Source organism: Pseudomonas imrae, from assembly GCF_046352735.2.
Lineage (GTDB): Bacteria > Pseudomonadota > Gammaproteobacteria > Pseudomonadales > Pseudomonadaceae > Aquipseudomonas > Aquipseudomonas imrae.
This window is the reverse complement of sequence record NZ_CP110853.2, coordinates 452,242-469,758: the sequence shown is the minus strand read 5'-3', so window position 1 is coordinate 469,758 and position 17,517 is coordinate 452,242. Positions and strand designations below refer to the sequence as shown.

Here is a 17,517-nt window from a genome sequence, read left to right as displayed (position 1 = left end):
TGGAGAAAACGGAATGTCTTCCCTGCTACGCGCCACCCTGATCACCCTGGCCCTGCTGACCACCGCCGGCTGCACCAGCAAGCCAGTGCTCAACACCCAGCACGAGCTGCCGGTCACGACCCAGGTCAGCGAAGAAAAAATCAAACAGGTGATCGTCGCCGCCCTGCAAAAACGCGGGTGGACAGTACAACGCCTGAGCCCGCAACTGGTGCAGGCCGAAATCACCGTGCGCAGCCAGTTCTACGCGGCAATCGACATCCGCTACACCCGCAACAGCTACGCCATCACCTACCGCGACAGCCGCGACCTGGGCTACAAGGACGGCAAGATTCATCGCAACTACAACCGCTGGGTGAGCATGCTGGACCGCGATATTTTGGCGGGGTTGCGTTCGGCAGGTATTCAATAACCCAGAAACGACAAAGGGCGCCTTTCGGCGCCCTCTTCACAGGCAGGCTGGCTTGTCATCGCCGCTACCACATCGATTTGTTCCGTCACAGAGAAGCCTTGCGCGTCAACAACTCCACAAACGCCATGGCCATCGGCGACTGTGCCCCCTTGCGCTGCACCAGCCACACTGCCGTCACTGCCTCCTGATCAAGCAACGTTCGGTAGACTACTCCGTCGATGCGGATACGCTGGTACGATGCCGGCAGCACCGACACCCCCAACCCAGCCGCCACCAGGCCGATGATGGTCATCGCCTCGCCCGCCTCCTGGGCAAAATGCGGACTGAAACCCGCGTCGCGCGCCAGGTTGAGCAACTGCGCATACAGACCGCTGCCATAGCTGCGCGGGAAAAACACAAACGGTTCCTGAGCCAATTGCGCCAGATGCAAGCCGCGTTCGCTGCCTTCCGCCAAGGGATGACCAGCGCTCAAGACGGCCACCAACGGTTCGCGCATCAACTCGACAACACTCAAGGAGTCCGGCAATGGTAGCGGCCGCATCAGCCCGACCTGGATTGACTCGTCCATCAAGGATTCGGCCACTTCAGTACTGCTCATTTCCTGCAGGTTCAAATGCACCGCCGGGAACGCCTGACGAAAAGCGAAAATCGCTTGTGGGATGCTGGAGTTGAACGGCGCGGAAGAGGTGAAACCGATCTTCAACTCACCCAGCTCTCCCAACTGCGCCCGACGGGCCACGTCCGCTGCTTTGTCGACCTGCGCCAATACCAGGCGCGCTTCATGCAGGAACAATCGTCCTGCCTCGCTGAGTTCGACCCGACGATTGGTACGCTCAAACAGACGCGCGCCCACCTGCAGCTCCAGCGCCTGGATCTGCTGGCTCAACGGCGGCTGCGAGATGCCCAGCACCTGGGCGGCGCGGCCAAAGTGCAACTCTTCGGCCACGGCGATGAAGTAGCGCAGGTGGCGCAATTCCATGGAAACCTCATTAGGTCGCAGAAGATATCAAACAGGTCGAACAATATATTGGAAAGAATCATTAGCCAGCTATATTCTTTTTGACATTGCCAGTCCTGGCTGCTTTTCCTCCCCGAGGTCCCGCGTGAAAGCTGCTGCCGCTCCACTCGCCCAAGAACGTCCGCCTACTGCCCTGGATGAGGCAGGGGCGCTGTTCGAGGATGCATACATCGAAAAAGGCACGCCGCTGTTCATGCGCACGGTACTGGCGCTGTTCGCCGGTGGCTTTGCCACGTTTGCCCTGCTCTATTGCGTACAGCCGATGATGCCGGCGCTGTCCCACGAATTTTCCATCAACGCTGCGCAGAGCAGTCTGATTCTTTCGGTGTCCACCGCGATGCTCGCCTTTGGCCTGCTGATTACCGGACCGGTTTCCGATCGTCTCGGACGCAAGCCGGTAATGGTGGCGGCGCTGTTCTGCGCGGCCGCGTGTACCATCGCCAGCGGCCTGATGCCGACATGGGAAGGCATTCTGTTGATGCGTGCGTTGTTAGGGCTATCGCTGAGTGGCCTGGCCGCCGTCGCAATGACCTACCTGAGCGAAGAGATCCATCCGCAGCACCTTGGCCTGGCCATGGGTCTGTATATCGCAGGCAACGCAATCGGCGGCATGAGCGGGCGCCTGATCATTGGCGTACTGATCGACTTCGTCAGTTGGCACATCGCAATGCTGATCATCGGCGCACTGGCGCTGATCGCAGCGACGGTATTCTGGAAAATCCTCCCCGAGTCGCGCAACTTCCGCGCCAGCAGCCTAAAGCCGCGCAGCCTGATGAATGGCTTTGTCATGCACTTCAAGGATGCGGGCCTGCCTTGGTTGTTTCTCGAAGCCTTCCTGCTGATGGGCGCGTTCGTGACACTGTTCAACTACATTGGCTATCGCCTGCTCGCCGCGCCCTATGAACTGAGCCAGGCCGCAGTAGGCCTGCTTTCTGTGGTTTACCTCTCGGGCATCTACAGCTCGGCGAAAGTCGGCTCCCTGGCCGACCGCCTGGGACGGCGCCGCATGTTGTGGGCCACGATCGTGCTGATGCTAGCCGGGATGGCCCTGACCCTGTTTACCTCGCTGGCCCTGGTGATTCTCGGCATGCTGTTGTTCACGTTCGGCTTCTTCGGTGCTCACTCGGTGGCCAGCAGTTGGATAGGACGCAGGGCGCGCCAAGCCAGGGGCCAGGCTTCGTCGCTGTACCTGTTCAGCTACTACGCAGGCTCCAGCATTGCCGGGACGGCGGGCGGGGTTTTCTGGCATTACGCGGGATGGAACGGAATTGGTGGGTTTATCGTGACGCTGCTGATCGTCGCGTTGCTGGTGGCGTTGAAGCTGGCGAAGTTGCCGCCGCTGGGGCAAGTCAAGGGCTGACGCGATCCAGCTTTATGTGGGAGCAAGCCCGCTCCCACATTTGTTTTGCGCTTTATTCGTGATACTGCGCCGACAGCTCATGCACCGCGCGCAGGAAGGCGCCGGCATGTTCTGGATCGACTTCCGGCGTGATGCCGTGGCCGAGGTTGAATACGTGCCCCGTACCCTTGCCGTAGCTGGCGAGGATGCGGCCGACCTCAGTACGGATCGCTTCCGGCTTGGCGTACAGCACGGTTGGATCCATGTTGCCTTGCAGGGCGACCTGGTTGCCGACGCGTCGACGGGCTTGGCCGATATCGCAGGTCCAGTCCAGGCCCAATGCATCGGCGCCGGCATCGGCGATGCTTTCCAGCCACAGGCCGCCACCCTTGGTGAACATGATCACCGGAACCTTGCGGCCTTCGTGTTCGCGGATCAAGCCGCTGACAATCTTGCGCATGTAGGCCAGGGAAAACTCCTGGTATGCCGCCGCCGACAGGTTGCCGCCCCAGGTGTCAAAGATCTGCACCGCCTGCGCGCCGGCCATGATCTGGCCGTTGAGGTAGGAAATGACCGACTGGGCCAGCTTGTCCAGCAACAGGTGCATGGCTTGCGGGTTGTCGTAGAGCATGGCCTTGGTCTTGCGGAAGTCTTTCGACGAGCCGCCTTCGACCATATAGGTGGCCAGCGTCCACGGGCTGCCGGAGAAGCCAATCAGCGGCACACGGCCATTGAGCTCGCGGCGGATGGTACTGACGGCATCCATCACATAGCCCAGGTCCTTGTGGGGATCGGGGATCGGCAAGGCTTCGATGTCTGCCAGGGTACTGACGACTTTCTTGAAACGCGGACCTTCGCCGGTTTCAAAGTACAAGCCTTGGCCCATGGCATCAGGGATGGTCAAAATATCGGAGAAGAGGATGGCAGCGTCCAGTTGTGGATAGCGATCCAGCGGCTGCATCGTGACTTCGCAAGCAAACTCCGGATTCATGCACAGGCTCATGAAATCACCGGCGTGAGCGCGGCTGGCACGGTATTCCGGCAGGTAGCGACCGGCTTGACGCATCATCCATACAGGCGTGACGTCTACGGGTTGCTTGAGCAGGGCACGAAGGAAACGGTCGTTCTTGAGGGCAGTCATGTCGGCATCCGCAAAAAAAGTGCGGGCATTTTCTCAGAGCCGGACGCAAAAGGCACGGTTGCAGGTCAGCCTTTTGTCTATCGGGTCAATTTGTCGCGGCCAGTGACCGCCACAAAATAACTGTGGGAGCGGGCTTGCTCGCGATAGCGGTGGATCAGTCGACATAGTTTAGTGACTGATACACCGCTATCGCGAGCAAGCCCGCTCACACATTCTGATCCCATTCCAACTCGGGATCAGGGTCAGACTTGCAGGTAGTCCAGGATCCCTTCGGCAGCATTACGGCCTTCGAAGATCGCCGTCACTACCAGGTCAGACCCGCGCACCATATCGCCACCGGCGAAGATCTTCGGGTTGCTGGTCTGGTGCTTGTACTGGCCTTGTTCCGGAGCCACCACGCGGCCCTGGCTGTCGGTCTGGATCTCGAACTGCTCGAACCATGGCGCCGGGCTTGGACGGAAGCCGAAAGCGATAACCACGGCGTCGGCCGGTATGATCTCTTCGGAACCCGGAATCGGCTCGGGACTGCGACGGCCACGGGCGTCCGGTTCGCCAAGACGGGTCTCGACCACCTTCACGCCTTCAACGCGATCCTCGCCAACGATGGCAATCGGTTGGCGGTTGTAGAGGAATTTCACACCCTCTTCCTTGGCGTTCTTCACCTCTTTGCGCGAACCGGGCATGTTGGCTTCGTCACGACGATAAGCGCAGGTCACCGACTTGGCGCCCTGGCGGATCGAAGTGCGGTTGCAGTCCATCGCGGTATCACCACCGCCGAGCACCACGACTTTCTTGCCTTTCATGTCGACGAAATCTTCCGGCGACTTTTCAAAGCCCAGGTTGCGGTTGACGTTGGCGATCAGGAAATCCAAAGCGTCGTACACACCCGGCAGGTCCTCACCGGCAAAACCGCCTTTCATGTAGGTGTAGGTGCCCATGCCCATGAACACGGCGTCGTATTCGGCGAGCAGTTGCTCCATGGTCACGTCTTTGCCGATCTCGGTGTTCAGGCGGAACTCGATGCCCATACCGGTAAAGACTTCGCGACGATGGCTCAGTACGGTTTTTTCCAGCTTGAACTCGGGGATGCCGAAGGTCAGCAGACCACCGATTTCCGGGTTCTTGTCGAACACCACTGGGGTCACACCACCACGCACCAGCACATCGGCGCAGCCCAGGCCCGCAGGCCCGGCACCGATGATTGCCACGCGCTTGCCGGTCGGCTTGACCTTGGACATGTCCGGGCGCCAGCCCATGGCGAACGCGGTATCGGTGATGTATTTCTCAACCGAACCAATGGTCACCGCACCAAAACCGTCGTTAAGGGTGCAGGCACCCTCGCACAGACGGTCCTGGGGACAAACCCTGCCGCAGACTTCCGGCAGAGTGTTGGTCTGGTGCGACAGCTCGGCAGCGGCGAGGATGTTGCCCTCGGCTACCAGTTTGAGCCAGTTGGGAATGAAGTTGTGCACCGGGCACTTCCATTCGCAATATGGGTTACCGCAACCCAGGCAGCGGTGGGCCTGGTCGGCCGAGTGCTGGGGTTTGAAGGGTTCGTAGATTTCCACGAACTCTTTCTTGCGTTGACGCAACAGTTTCTTCTTCGGATCTTTGCGCCCGACATCGATGAACTGGAAGTCGTTATTCAGACGTTCAGCCATGTTAAAACCTCATCAAACTCTTCAGGCGCATATCACTGCGGGTTGGCACGGATGCTGGAAAGCAGCGATTTCAGGTTGGCAGCCTTGGGCTTGACCAGCCAGAAACGACGCAGGTAATCATCGAGGTTTTCGGCGAGGTTACGACCCCATTCGCTGCCGGTTTCCTCGACGTACTCGTCCAGCACATGCTGCAAGTGGTTACGGTATGACTCCATCGCTTCGCCGCTGATCCGCTGGATCTCGACCAACTCGTGGTTGACCTTGTCGACGAAGGTGTTGTCCTGGTCCAGCACGTAGGCGAAACCGCCCGTCATACCCGAACCGAAGTTGTAGCCGGTCTTGCCCAGGACGGCGACAAAGCCGCCGGTCATGTATTCGCAGCAATGATCGCCAGTGCCTTCCACCACGGTGTGGGCGCCGGAGTTACGCACGGCGAAACGCTCACCGGCGGTACCGGCGGCGAACAGCTTGCCACCGGTGGCGCCATACAAGCAGGTATTGCCGATGATGGCACTGTCCTGGGTCTTGTAGACGCTGCCGTTAGGCGGAACGATCACCAGCTTGCCGCCGGTCATGCCCTTGCCCACGTAGTCGTTGGCGTCGCCTTCCAGGTACATGTGCAGGCCGCCGGCGTTCCACACGCCAAAGCTCTGGCCCGCAGTGCCCTTGAAACGGAAGGTGATTGGCGCCTTGGCCATGCCTTGGTTGCCGTGTTTGCGTGCAATTTCGCCGGAGATACGTGCGCCGATAGAACGGTCGCAGTTGCAGATATCCAGGGCGAACTCACCACCACTGGCGTCGTTGATCGAGGAGCCGGCCATTTCGACCATCTTCTCAGCCAACAGGCCTTTGTCGAACGGCGGGTTGCGGTCCACCTGGCAGAATTGTGGTTTGTCTGCCGGGATGTGGTCGCTGCCCAACAGTGGCGTCAGGTCCAGGTGGTGCTGCTTGGCGCTCTGGCCTTCGAGGATTTCCAGGAGGTCGGTGCGGCCGATCAGCTCTTCGAGGGAACGCACGCCCAGCTTGGCCAGCCACTCACGGGTCTCTTCGGCGACGTAGGTGAAGAAATTCACCACCATGTCGACGGTGCCGATGTAGTGATCCTTGCGCAGCTTTTCGTTCTGAGTGGCGACGCCGGTGGCGCAGTTGTTCAGGTGGCAGATGCGCAGGTATTTGCAGCCCAGGGCGATCATTGGCGCGGTACCGAAGCCGAAGCTCTCGGCGCCGAGGATTGCGGCCTTGATCACGTCGAGTCCGGTTTTCAGGCCGCCGTCGGTCTGCACCCGGACCTTGCCGCGCAGGTCGTTGCCGCGCAGGGTCTGGTGGGTTTCCGCCAGACCCAGTTCCCATGGCGCGCCTGCGTACTTGATCGAAGTCAGTGGCGATGCGCCGGTGCCACCGTCGTAGCCGGAAATGGTGATCAGGTCGGCATAGGCCTTGGCCACACCGGCGGCGATGGTGCCCACGCCCGCTTCTGCCACCAGTTTCACCGAGACCAGAGCCTGCGGGTTGACTTGTTTCAGATCGAAAATCAGCTGCGACAAATCTTCAATCGAGTAGATGTCGTGGTGCGGCGGCGGCGAGATCAGGGTTACGCCCGGCACTGCGTAGCGCAGCTTGGCGATCAAACCGTTGACCTTGCCACCGGGCAGTTGGCCGCCCTCGCCGGGCTTGGCGCCCTGGGCAACTTTGATCTGCAGCACTTCGGCGTTGACCAGGTATTCCGGGGTCACGCCAAAACGGCCAGTGGCGACCTGCTTGATTTTCGAGCTTTTGATGGTGCCGTAGCGCGCCGGGTCTTCGCCGCCTTCGCCGGAGTTGGAACGCGCACCCAGGCGATTCATGGCTTCGGCCAGGGCTTCGTGCGCCTCAGGCGACAAGGCACCGAGGGAAATACCGGCGGAATCGAAACGCTTGAGGATTGATTCCAGCGGCTCGATTTCGCTGATGGCCAGCGGCGTGTCCAGGGTTTTCACCTTGAACAGGTCGCGGATCATCGACACCGGGCGGTTATCCACCAGCGCGGTGTATTCCTTGAACTTGGCGTAATCGCCCTGCTGCACGGCGGCTTGCAAGGTGTTGACCACATCCGGGTTGTAGGCGTGGTATTCGCCACCGTGGACGAACTTGAGCAGGCCACCTTGCTGGATCGGCTTGCGCGCGCTCCAGGCTTCGGCAGCCAGGGCTTTCTGTTCGGCTTCGATGTCGACGAAACGCGCGCCCTTGATGCGGCTCGGCACGCCACGGAAGCTCATATTGCAGACTTCTTCCGAGAGACCGATGGCTTCGAACAACTGGGCACCGCGATAAGACGTGACCGTAGAGATGCCCATCTTCGACAGGATCTTCAGCAGGCCCTTGGTGATGCCCTTGCGGTAGTTCTTGAACACCTCATAGAGGTCGCCCAGCACTTCGCCGGTCCGGATCAGGTCGCCCAGCACTTCGTATGCCAGGAACGGATAGACCGCCGAAGCGCCAAAACCGATCAGCACGGCAAAGTGATGCGGGTCGCGGGCGGTCGCCGTTTCCACAAGGATGTTGGAGTCGCAGCGCAGGCCTTTTTCGGTCAGGCGGTGGTGTACCGCACCGGTGGCCAGGGAGGCATGGATCGGCAGCTTGCCGGGGGCGATATGGCGGTCGGTCAACACGATCTGCGTACGACCGGCGCGCACGGCTTCTTCGGCCTGGTCGGCGACGTTGCGCACAGCGGCTTCAAGGCCCAGGCTTTCGTCGTAGTTCAGGTCGATGATCTGGCGGTCGAAGCCTGGACGCTCCAGGGTCATCAACGAACGCCACTTGGCCGGGGAAATGACCGGCGAGCTGAGGATCACGCGCGAAGCGTGCTCTGGCGACTCCTGGAAGATATTGCGCTCGGCACCGAGACACACTTCCAGGGACATCACGATGGCTTCACGCAGCGGGTCAATCGGTGGGTTGGTCACCTGGGCGAACTGCTGGCGGAAGTAGTCGTACGGCGTGCGCACACGCTGGGACAGCACAGCCATTGGCGTGTCGTCACCCATGGAGCCGACGGCCTCGTAGCCTTGCTCGCCGAGTGGACGCAGCACCTGGTCACGCTCCTCGAACGTGACCTGGTACATCTTCATGTACTGCTTGAGCTGGTCCACGTCATAGAAAGCCGAGCCGTGGTCGTTGTCTTCCATGGTTGCCTGGATGCGCAGGGCGTTCTTGCGCAGCCATTGCTTGTAAGGGTGACGGGACTTCAAGCGGTTATCGATGGCGTCGGTGTCGAGGATCTGTCCGGTTTCGGTGTCAACCGCCAGGATCTGGCCCGGGCCGACGCGACCTTTGGCGATGACATCTTCAGGCTGGTAGTTCCACACGCCGACTTCCGAGGCCAGGGTGATGAAACCGTTGGTGGTGGTGACCCAACGCGCCGGGCGCAGACCGTTACGGTCCAGCAGGCACACCGCGTAGCGGCCATCGGTCATTACCACGCCCGCAGGGCCATCCCACGGCTCCATGTGCATCGAGTTGTACTCATAGAACGCCCGCAGATCGGGGTCCATGGTCTCGACGTTCTGCCACGCAGGCGGAATGATCATGCGCACGCCACGGAACAGGTCGATGCCGCCGGTGACCATCAGCTCCAGCATGTTGTCCATGCTGGAAGAGTCGGAACCCACGCGGTTGACCAGCGGGCCGAGCTCTTCCAGGTCCATCAGGTCGTTGGCAAACTTGGTGCGACGGGCCACGGCCCAGTTGCGGTTGCCGGTGATAGTGTTGATCTCGCCGTTGTGGGCAAGAAAGCGGAATGGCTGGGCCAGCGGCCATTTCGGCAGAGTGTTGGTGGAGAAGCGCTGGTGGAACACGCAGATTGCGGTTTGCAGGCGCTCATCGCTCAGGTCTGGATAGAAGGCGGTGAGATCCGCCGGCATCATCAGGCCTTTATAAATGATGGTCTTGTGGGAAAAGCTGCAGATGTAGTGGTCGGTATCGGCAGCGTTGGCCACCGACGAACGACGACGGGAGGTGAACAGCTTGATCGCCATGTCCTGGTCGCTCAGGCCGTCGCCTGCGATGAACACTTGCTCGATCTGCGGTAGACGCTCAAGGGCCAGGCGGCCGAGGACGCTGGTGTCGATCGGCACTTTGCGCCAGCCGACAAGTTGCAGGCCGGCAGCCAGGATCTCGCGGTTCATGTTCTCGCGAGCGGCTTGGGCTTTCACCGGGTCCTGATTGAAGAACACCATCCCCACGGCGTACTGCTTGGGTAAATCGGCACCGAAGGTTTCCTTGGCGATGGCGCGCAGGAACTGGTCGGGCTTTTGGATCAGCAAGCCGCAACCGTCACCGGTCTTGCCATCGGCGTTGATCCCACCGCGGTGGGTCATGCAGGTCAGGGCCTCGATGGCCGTTTGCAGAAGGGTATGACTGGGTTCGCCCTGCATATGGGCAATCAGGCCGAAACCACAGTTATCCTTGAATTCATCGGGTTGGTACAGACCTGCTTTCATAGACACTTTCTCACCAGGCTGCCTCTTGTTTCGAGGCAAATTTCTTTTTAATTCAACCGGTTACCTTCCACGCCGAACGTACGCCGGCTTAGCGGGGGCAAAAGGGAGGTCATTGTACACACCGACACAGACGCCCACAAATTTAGCGACGAAATGTCGCAAATCTATGTCGCATTTATGAAAGGTTTAAAGCTATACGCTGTGCTAGTCAAAACTTTTTTGGTTCCGACCGCTACGACTCAAAAGCGACGTGCGCAGACACCACAAAGCGCGCGGCCTTTAGGGCAGCACGCACTTGCGGTTTTTTTGAGGTGCCGGGAGGGCGGCCTGGGTAAGACCGCCGAATCTTCAGCGAGTTGCTGACAGTTCCTGTTGGACGCTGGCAACAGTGCGAGGCCAAGGTTTACCAGCCTGAACCTTCGCTGGCAAGGCCTTGATGGCGTTTACGGCTGCATCACGGCTGGCAAAGTTGCCGTAGGTGATCACATAGAGAGGCTTGCCGTTGAGGTCTTTCTTGAAATAACGGTACTCGCCGCCCTGCTCCTTGACGAAGTTCTGAGCGCTGGCTTCGGAGCTGGTGCCAAGGATCTGCAGCACATAGTTCTTGGCCGGCTGGCTACCGTACCAGCCGCTGCCGGCCGCAGTCTTGGCCTTGGCCACTGTCACCGGTTTTTCGGCAGGCTTGGCCACGGGCGCCGGCTTGGCAGCAGGGGCCGGAGCAGGTTTGGCTACCGGCGCCGGGGTCGGCTTGGCGGTCGCGACCTGAGTCGGCGCAGGTGTCGGATTGGCGGCAGGGGCCGGGCTTGCGACTTCGCCAGCCGGCGGGGCAACGGTGGTGACCGTCGGCGGAGTGGCGCTGGAGCCTTCCACCGGCACGCCGTCGTCACCTTCCGAGATGGTGCCCGCTTCTTCCGCGAGCGGGCCACGCATGACCGGCTGGCCGACCATCGGCAGATTGGTAGGCTGGCCAGAACCGGCAAACTCAACGGCTGGCGCGCCGTTGGCGGTGGGCTTGTCCAGTGGCAACTGCGCTTGCTCGGTAGATACACCCGGCGCTGTCGGTGCTTTGCTGCGGCCAGGAATCAGCCAGGCGGCTGCGACGGCAACTACCACAACAGCGGAAATTGCCAATACGTGTTTCTTCGGCATGGTGAACCCCATCTTTGGACGCTTCACCGCTGAGCGGCTGGCAATCATGGCTTCGATCATCGCATCCCGGGCCACCTGGTTGATGGTGCCAGGCCAACCGTCGGAGCTTTCGTGAATATCAGAGATCTGCTGAGCGGAGAAAAGTTCGATGCCCTGCCCGGCGCCTTCGAGACGCTGGGCCAGATATTCGCGGGTTTCCTCTTCCTCGTAGGGCTGCAATTCGATGACATGGAAGCGCTCTTCCTCGCCGCTCAATTGCTCCAGATCGGCAATCAGCGACGACTCACCGAACAGGAAGACATGGGGACGACCTTCAGGCGTACCGGCCGCGAGGGCCAGCAACGCCTCAAGCGCCGACTCGTCGAGCTGCTCGGCATCATCCACCAGCAAGTAGACTTCCTGGCCCGTCAGGCCCAATTGCACTACTTGCTTGAGGATCGCCGTCGGCTCGGCATTGGATACGTCCAGGGCCTGGGCCACCTGGCGCAAAACACCCGCCGCATCACCCGCACCGCGGGCGGATACGACCACACTCTGCACCGACTGCTTGTTGGTGCTGGCCACCAGTGCCTGACGCAACAAGGTCTTACCGCTGCCCAAGGGGCCGGTTACCACCAGCAACAACTGGCTGTAGCGCGCCAGGTGGTGCAGTTGCCCCAATACCGGCTTACGCTGCGCAGGGAAGAATTTGAAACCAGGCACCCGGGGAGCAAAAGGGTCGTGGTTCAACTGGAAATGGCCGAGGAACGCCTCGTCGGCATGCAAACTAGTCATCGGAATCTGGTTAACCTTTAAGCTGGGCCAGGGTGCGGTAATCCGCTCCCAGCGTGGCCTGTAGAATCTCTTTCGGATAATCGTCGGTCACCACCGCTTCGCCCATTCGGCGCAACAGCACCAGACGCAAACGACCGTCGATCACTTTTTTGTCTATCGCCATATGTTCGAGAAAATCGACCTCGGTCATCTCCTCCGGGGGAATGACTGGCAACCCGGCACGCTGGAACAAGCGAATACCGCGGTCACGCTCCTGGACACTGATCCAGCCCAGGCGTTGCGACATTTCCATGGCCATTACCGTACCGGCCGCCACAGCCTCTCCATGTAGCCACACACCATAGCCCATGTGGGTTTCGATCGCGTGGCCAAAGGTATGCCCCAGGTTCAAGGTCGCGCGCACACCGGACTCACGTTCGTCGGCGTTGACTACCAATGCCTTGGCCGCGCAGGAACGGGAAATCGCCTCGGTCAGCGCCGCCTGATCCAGGTTGCGCAACGCGTCGACGTGCTCTTCAAGCCAGGCAAGGAACGGCTCGTCACAGATCAAGCCGTACTTGATCACTTCGGCCAGGCCCGCCGACAGTTCGCGCGGCGCCAAGGTGTTGAGGGTCGCCGTGTCGATCAGCACCACATTGGGCTGATAGAACGCGCCAACCATGTTCTTGCCCATCGGATGATTGATCCCGGTCTTGCCGCCCACCGAGGAATCGACCTGGGACAACAGCGTCGTGGGTACCTGAATGAAATCCACGCCACGCTGATAACAGGCCGCCGCAAAGCCGGCCATATCACCGATGACACCGCCACCGAGGGCGATAACCGTGGTGCGGCGGTCGTGACGAGCAGCGAGCAGCCCGTCGAAGATCAACTGCAGGGTCTCCCAGTTCTTGAAGGCCTCTCCGTCCGGCAGAATCACCGAGATCACCGAATACGCCTCAAGACTGCGGCTCAGACGCTCAAGATAGAGCGGCGCCACCGTCTCATTGGAGATAATCGCCACTTGCCGCCCGGCAATATGCGGTACAAGCAACTCCGGCTGGTCCAACAAACCTTCGCCAATGTGGATCGGGTAGCTACGCTCGCCAAGATCGACCTTAAGTGTCTGCATGTGTCCCCGCGTTGAAGATGGAAGCAGGCTTCCCGCCCTGCATTAACATTGTCGACAACCTCGAGATCCGACGCTGCCTGATTGCTCTACGCCATAAACCGGACGGTGATGTCGCGTTGCCGAGAATAGCGCATTTCGGTCCTGGCTTTAACGGGGTGGCAGTTGCTGGAGACGCTCAAGAATATCCAGGACTACCATTCGTGGTGGCCGCTCATCGGTTTGCACCACCAGATCGGCGATTTCCCGATAAAGCGGATCGCGTAGCGTCAGCAAGTCCCTCAGGGTTTTCTCGGGATTGGCTGTGCGCAACAACGGGCGATTGCGATCGCGAGCGGTGCGACCCACTTGCTGCTCGACAGACGCATGCAAATACACCACCCGACCACCAGCATGCAGCGCCCGACGGTTCTCTTCGCGCATCACCGCGCCACCGCCGGTGGCCAGGACCACTCCATCGCAGCCGCACAGTTCGGCAATCATCGCTTGCTCGCGGTCGCGAAAGCCCAGTTCACCTTCTTTATCGAAGATCCACGGGATATTGGCACCCGTGCGCAATTCAATTTCCTTATCGGAGTCTTTGAATGGCAGGCGCAGCTCTTTGGCCAGCAAACGGCCGATGGTGCTTTTTCCAGCCCCCATCGGTCCAACAAGAATCAAATTTCGCACAGAATCAACGACTCACAGCAATCGCCTGGTTATTCATAATACGCGGAGTCAGGAATACCAGCAGCTCGGATTTTTTGTCCGAGACAACATCGCGCCTGAAAAGGCGGCCAAGATACGGCAGATCGCCCAGAAATGGCACTTTATCTACGACCTTGCTTTGGGTATTGGAGAAAACTCCGCCAATGACGATGGTCTCGCCATCCTTGACCAACACCTTGGCTTTCACCTCGTTTTTCTTGATCGGCGGTACGTCGTTGAGCTTGTTCAGGTAGTCGGGCTCATCCTTGGTGACCTTGACCTCCATGATTACCCGGTCGTCAGGAGTGATCTGCGGTGTCACTTCCAGGGACAACGAGGCTTCCTTGAAGGACACTGAGGTCGCACCACTGGAACTGGACTCCTGATAGGGAATCTCGGTGCCTTTAAGGATTCGGGCAGTTTCCTTGTCGGATGTGACCACTTTGGGCTGCGAGACAATTTCCCCGTTGCCGGTTTTTTCCATCGCCGTCAGTTCCAGGTCCAGCAACACATTGTCGGTGATAAATGCGATACCCAGGCCAGACGAACCATTGACCGCCCCAAGATCCACAAACGGCGAACTGGGCGGGCTCTCTGGCTGCTCGCCATCCCCCGCAGCGCCTTTATTGATGCCGCTACCGCGCCAATTGCCTTTGTTCTGAATCAGCCCACCCCAACGCACCCCCATACTCTTGTCGTAATCGACGTTGGCTTCGACGATCCGCGCTTCGATCATCACCTGGCGAACCGGGACATCCAGCTGCGCAACGATATGCCGCAACTCGTCCAGGCGTTCCTGGGTCTGGTAGACAATGATGTTATTGGTGCGGTCATCCACCGCCACCGAACCACGCTCCTCCCGCGCGCCCTCAAGATCGGTCACCGACTGGAACAACTTGGCCAATTGCGCCGCATTGGCGTAATTGACTTGCAGCAACTCGCGACGCAGCGGTGCCAGCTCAGTCATTTGCTTGCGCGACTCCAGCGCCAGCAATTCACGTGCAGCCAGCTCCTTCGCCGATGCCACCAGCAACACGTTGGCTCTCACCCGTTTGTCCAGCCCCTTGGCCTGCAGCACTAGGTCCAAGGCCTGATCCCAGGGGACATCCTTGAGGCGCAAGGTTATCGAACCGCCCACATCGTCAGCGGCCACCAGGTTGAGGCCGGCAACATCGGCAATCTGCTGCAAGACGGCACGGACTTCGATGTTCTGGAAGTTGAGGGATAATTTATCGCCGGTAAACGAACTGCGCCCCGCATTCATTGGCGCACCACCGGGCGGTGGAAGTTGAATCAGATCGACCCGATTGGGCACGGCCTTGGCCATCGGTGCTGCGAACGCTATCCATAGCGCCACACCGAAGGACGAAAAAGTCCTTTTCATTTTTTTGATTCCGTTATGAGTTCACGTTCAAGACCAACGTTCGCGAGCGCTCCAGCCACTCGCCCTGGCCATTGGAAAAGAGTTCGACGATATCGACTTGCCCCTCATGGATAGCAACCACTTGCCCATGATCCCGCCCCAGATAATCACCCACCTCCAGGCGATGAACACCCGCTGTCCCCCGCAACAAGGCAAAAACCTGTACCCCAAGAGCCAACGTACCAACCATCTGGAAGTCATCGATGGCAAAACCCTCGAGGAACTGCGGGGGACGATCGGGATTCGGTGCTGGTCCGGCCCGCCCGGATGGGCGCACGACGGGTTGGCTTGGCGCCTGGAAAGGATCACGCATCGAAGCCGGATCGAAGACAGAATGCCGGCTCCGGGTTGCCACCGCTGGCACCTCGACGGGCGGCACTGGTACCTGCTGACGAACCACCTGCAACTGCCCCTTCAGCGCTTGCAGATCAGAACCCTTGTCACAACCGGCCAGCAATACCAAGCCCACTACCAGACATGCCATATCGAAGCCGTTCATGGCAAAGGCTCCGGCTCGCTGTAGCGGTAGGTCTTGGCCAGCATTTTCAGGCGCAGCAACCCATTGCCTGGCGAAGCAACCGGGCGGATGACAAAGTCATGCAACGTCACGATACGCGGCAACTCGGCCACACCACTGACGAATGTCGCCAAGTCGTGGTAGGTCCCGACCAGCATGATCTGAATCGGCAGCTCGATGTAGAAGGGCTGGACATGCTCGTCCAGAAGCCTGAACTCTTCCAGCGTCAAACCGCTGGCCAGCCCCAGGCGTGTAATGTCTTCAAGCAGACTGGGTACTTCGGACGCAGTCGGCAAGCGATGCAACTGTTCGACAAAAGTGCTGCGCATCGCCTCAAGTTGGCGAATACGGGCTTCGAGATCGGCGGACTGAACAGCCTTTTCGGAAAATTGCTCGCGTAACGCTACCTCCCGCGCCTCCTGACGATGCAAGTGTTCCCGCGCGTCGCCTAGGTAAAAGGCATCCCCTATTGCCCATAACAGACCAGCGAGCACTGCTCCAAGCAATGCTTTACCAGGCCAGGGCCATTGGCCGGCACGGCGGCACAACATGGAAAAGTCCGTATTCACCAGCCTCTGTGGGCTGGATGAAGGACTCATTGTTCATCCTCGCCTGAGTCCCTCTGGCGAACTGTCAACTGAAAGGCATTGCCTGTTCCAGCCTCGTCTGCCCGCACATGCCGCAGGCCAGGGTTCTGCAATCCCGGGGAATCTTCCAGGCTGCGCATCAGGCGGGCAACGTCGTGACTGGAGGCCGCCGTTCCACTGACTTCGATCGAGGAGCCAGTGACGCTGACTTCACGCAACTGCACACCGTCGGGTACCGCACGGGCCAACTGGTCAAACAACCGTTCGCCCGACGAGCGATCATCCTGCAAGTCCTCGACAACCTTCATCCGCGCCATCAATTGCCGGCGTTGTTCGCTCAGCTCATCAATGGTCTTGATCCGCGAGTCGAGCACTGTGACTTGTTTGTTCAAGTGGTTGTTGCGAGCCACCTGGCGATCAATCGCCCGGTCGATGACACGGTCTGCCAGCCATATGGCAGCCAGTGCAGCAAGCGCGATAGCCAACAAAAACAACAGAAAGTACTTGCGCCGGCGCTCCGCCCGTTCTTCACGCCAGGGTAAAAGGTTGATTCTTGCCATCAATCGAAACTCCTGAGGGCCAAACCGCAGGCGACACGTAACCCCTGGGCATCGGCAGCCCATTGTGCACTATTGATCCCACGCCCCGGTGTGATACAGCCGACCACCTCATCGGTCATCCGCGCCAGGGCAAACGCCTCTATATCCACTATTCGCGTCGCCAGCCCAGCCAGGGCCAGTACAGCTTCACGTGCTTCTACCTGCTCCTTGAGGCAAGCGGCAAGCATCACATCGACATAACCAGGATCACGTCTCGACGGACCCTGAACCTGAAAGTCGATCGCCACCTCATCCAAAGGGTAAGGAATGTACTGATCGGCTTCATTTCGCAGTCGCTGCTCCATCTCGCCAGCCTTGAGCCCGGCCTCCATCTCGACAATCCGAGTAATCACCGACGGCCCGGCCACGGCGACCGCCGCATTCCTGATCGACGTCTGCGCTCCAGACAATGCCTTGGAAACAGCCTGCGCCACAACCTCCAGATCAACGATATTACGATCGACCACGACACGCCCCGTAAAAGACTGGGCTGCATAGGTGCGCACCGTATACCCATCGCCCCCACGAACCAGCTCCAGCACCTTTACCCCCACGTCACTGATGTCGACGCCCAGAACCGTTTCGGCCTTTCGCCTGAAAAATCCCCTTACCATAAAACTCCCTAAA

The 17,517-nt window shown here is 59.8% G+C and carries 14 protein-coding genes; 2 read left to right on the top strand and 12 right to left on the bottom strand.

The window, feature by feature from the left end; all coding sequences use genetic code 11:
• Window positions 1–13 precede the first annotated feature (13 nt).
• Window positions 14–409 (top strand): hypothetical protein, encoded by a 396-nt coding sequence (locus OQ460_RS02115; protein ID WP_410020274.1) that lies wholly within the window; start codon window positions 14–16, stop codon window positions 407–409.
• An 85-nt stretch (window positions 410–494) separates the two neighbouring features.
• On the opposite strand, the gene OQ460_RS02110 is transcribed toward OQ460_RS02115, so the two are convergent.
• On the bottom strand, window positions 495–1,388 hold the full coding sequence (locus tag OQ460_RS02110; RefSeq protein WP_410020273.1) for a LysR family transcriptional regulator: 894 nt from the start codon (window positions 1,386–1,388) through the stop codon (window positions 495–497).
• Window positions 1,389–1,512: 124 nt separating this feature from the next.
• Here OQ460_RS02110 and OQ460_RS02105 point away from each other — a divergent pair, with 124 nt between their 5' ends.
• Window positions 1,513–2,787, top strand: coding sequence for an MFS transporter (locus OQ460_RS02105; protein WP_410020272.1), 1,275 nt, complete (start codon window positions 1,513–1,515; stop codon window positions 2,785–2,787).
• A 52-nt stretch (window positions 2,788–2,839) separates the two neighbouring features.
• Here the strand turns inward: OQ460_RS02105 and hemE are convergent, their stop codons facing one another.
• The 11 genes from hemE to pilM all read right to left on the bottom strand — a co-directional run bounded on the left by hemE (window position 2,840) and on the right by pilM (window position 17,504).
• Window positions 2,840–3,907, bottom strand: a complete 1,068-nt coding sequence (gene hemE, locus OQ460_RS02100) for a uroporphyrinogen decarboxylase (RefSeq protein ID WP_410020271.1) — start codon at window positions 3,905–3,907, stop codon at window positions 2,840–2,842.
• Between the two features lie 242 nt (window positions 3,908–4,149).
• The gene (locus OQ460_RS02095; RefSeq protein ID WP_410020270.1) at window positions 4,150–5,568 is read right to left on the bottom strand and encodes an FAD-dependent oxidoreductase; all 1,419 of its coding nucleotides are present in this window, start codon (window positions 5,566–5,568) and stop codon (window positions 4,150–4,152) included.
• Between the two features lie 32 nt (window positions 5,569–5,600).
• A complete protein-coding gene (gltB, locus tag OQ460_RS02090; protein WP_410020269.1) occupies window positions 5,601–10,046 on the bottom strand; it encodes a glutamate synthase large subunit in 4,446 nt (1,481 codons plus the stop codon).
• A gap of 348 nt (window positions 10,047–10,394) precedes the next feature.
• Entirely contained in the window at window positions 10,395–11,969 is a 1,575-nt protein-coding gene (locus OQ460_RS02085) for an SPOR domain-containing protein (protein ID WP_410020268.1), read from the bottom strand.
• 10 nt (window positions 11,970–11,979) lie between these two features.
• Window positions 11,980–13,080: a 3-dehydroquinate synthase gene (gene aroB, locus OQ460_RS02080; RefSeq protein WP_410020267.1), complete on the bottom strand. Its 1,101-nt coding sequence runs from the start codon at window positions 13,078–13,080 to the stop codon at window positions 11,980–11,982.
• Window positions 13,081–13,227: 147 nt separating this feature from the next.
• The gene (gene aroK, locus OQ460_RS02075; RefSeq protein ID WP_410020266.1) at window positions 13,228–13,746 is read right to left on the bottom strand and encodes a shikimate kinase AroK; all 519 of its coding nucleotides are present in this window, start codon (window positions 13,744–13,746) and stop codon (window positions 13,228–13,230) included.
• A 4-nt stretch (window positions 13,747–13,750) separates the two neighbouring features.
• Window positions 13,751–15,091 carry a type IV pilus secretin PilQ gene (locus OQ460_RS02070; RefSeq protein WP_410021908.1) on the bottom strand — a complete coding sequence of 447 codons (1,341 nt, stop codon included), beginning with the start codon at window positions 15,089–15,091 and terminating at the stop codon, window positions 13,751–13,753.
• Window positions 15,092–15,161: 70 nt separating this feature from the next.
• Window positions 15,162–15,686: a pilus assembly protein PilP gene (locus tag OQ460_RS02065; RefSeq protein WP_410020265.1), complete on the bottom strand. Its 525-nt coding sequence runs from the start codon at window positions 15,684–15,686 to the stop codon at window positions 15,162–15,164.
• Window positions 15,683–16,303: a type 4a pilus biogenesis protein PilO gene (locus OQ460_RS02060; RefSeq protein WP_410020264.1), complete on the bottom strand. Its 621-nt coding sequence runs from the start codon at window positions 16,301–16,303 to the stop codon at window positions 15,683–15,685. The genes OQ460_RS02065 and OQ460_RS02060 overlap by 4 nt, the downstream gene beginning before the upstream one ends.
• Entirely contained in the window at window positions 16,300–16,851 is a 552-nt protein-coding gene (locus OQ460_RS02055) for a PilN domain-containing protein (protein WP_410020263.1), read from the bottom strand. Before OQ460_RS02055 ends, OQ460_RS02060 begins: the two co-directional genes overlap by 4 nt.
• The gene (gene pilM, locus OQ460_RS02050; protein WP_410020262.1) at window positions 16,851–17,504 is read right to left on the bottom strand and encodes a type IV pilus biogenesis protein PilM; all 654 of its coding nucleotides are present in this window, start codon (window positions 17,502–17,504) and stop codon (window positions 16,851–16,853) included. The genes OQ460_RS02055 and pilM overlap by 1 nt, the downstream gene beginning before the upstream one ends.
• Window positions 17,505–17,517 lie beyond the last annotated feature (13 nt).

Excerpts from the sequence above, each read along its gene's own strand:
- aroB (WP_410020267.1), bottom strand. The coding sequence starts at position 13,080 with ATGCAGACACTTAAGGTCGATCTTGGCGAGCGTAGCTACCCGATCCAC.
- OQ460_RS02070 (WP_410021908.1), bottom strand. The coding sequence starts at position 15,091 with ATGGCCAAGGCCGTGCCCAATCGGGTCGATCTGATTCAACTTCCACCG.
- OQ460_RS02065 (WP_410020265.1), bottom strand. The coding sequence starts at position 15,686 with ATGAACGGCTTCGATATGGCATGTCTGGTAGTGGGCTTGGTATTGCTG.
- gltB (WP_410020269.1), bottom strand. The coding sequence starts at position 10,046 with ATGAAAGCAGGTCTGTACCAACCCGATGAATTCAAGGATAACTGTGGT.
- OQ460_RS02095 (WP_410020270.1), bottom strand. The coding sequence starts at position 5,568 with ATGGCTGAACGTCTGAATAACGACTTCCAGTTCATCGATGTCGGGCGC.
- OQ460_RS02085 (WP_410020268.1), bottom strand. The coding sequence starts at position 11,969 with ATGACTAGTTTGCATGCCGACGAGGCGTTCCTCGGCCATTTCCAGTTG.
- OQ460_RS02110 (WP_410020273.1), bottom strand. The coding sequence starts at position 1,388 with ATGGAATTGCGCCACCTGCGCTACTTCATCGCCGTGGCCGAAGAGTTG.
- OQ460_RS02060 (WP_410020264.1), bottom strand. The coding sequence starts at position 16,303 with ATGAGTCCTTCATCCAGCCCACAGAGGCTGGTGAATACGGACTTTTCC.
- hemE (WP_410020271.1), bottom strand. The coding sequence starts at position 3,907 with ATGACTGCCCTCAAGAACGACCGTTTCCTTCGTGCCCTGCTCAAGCAA.
- pilM (WP_410020262.1), bottom strand. The coding sequence starts at position 17,504 with ATGGTAAGGGGATTTTTCAGGCGAAAGGCCGAAACGGTTCTGGGCGTC.
- OQ460_RS02055 (WP_410020263.1), bottom strand. The coding sequence starts at position 16,851 with ATGGCAAGAATCAACCTTTTACCCTGGCGTGAAGAACGGGCGGAGCGC.
- OQ460_RS02115 (WP_410020274.1), top strand. The coding sequence starts at position 14 with ATGTCTTCCCTGCTACGCGCCACCCTGATCACCCTGGCCCTGCTGACC.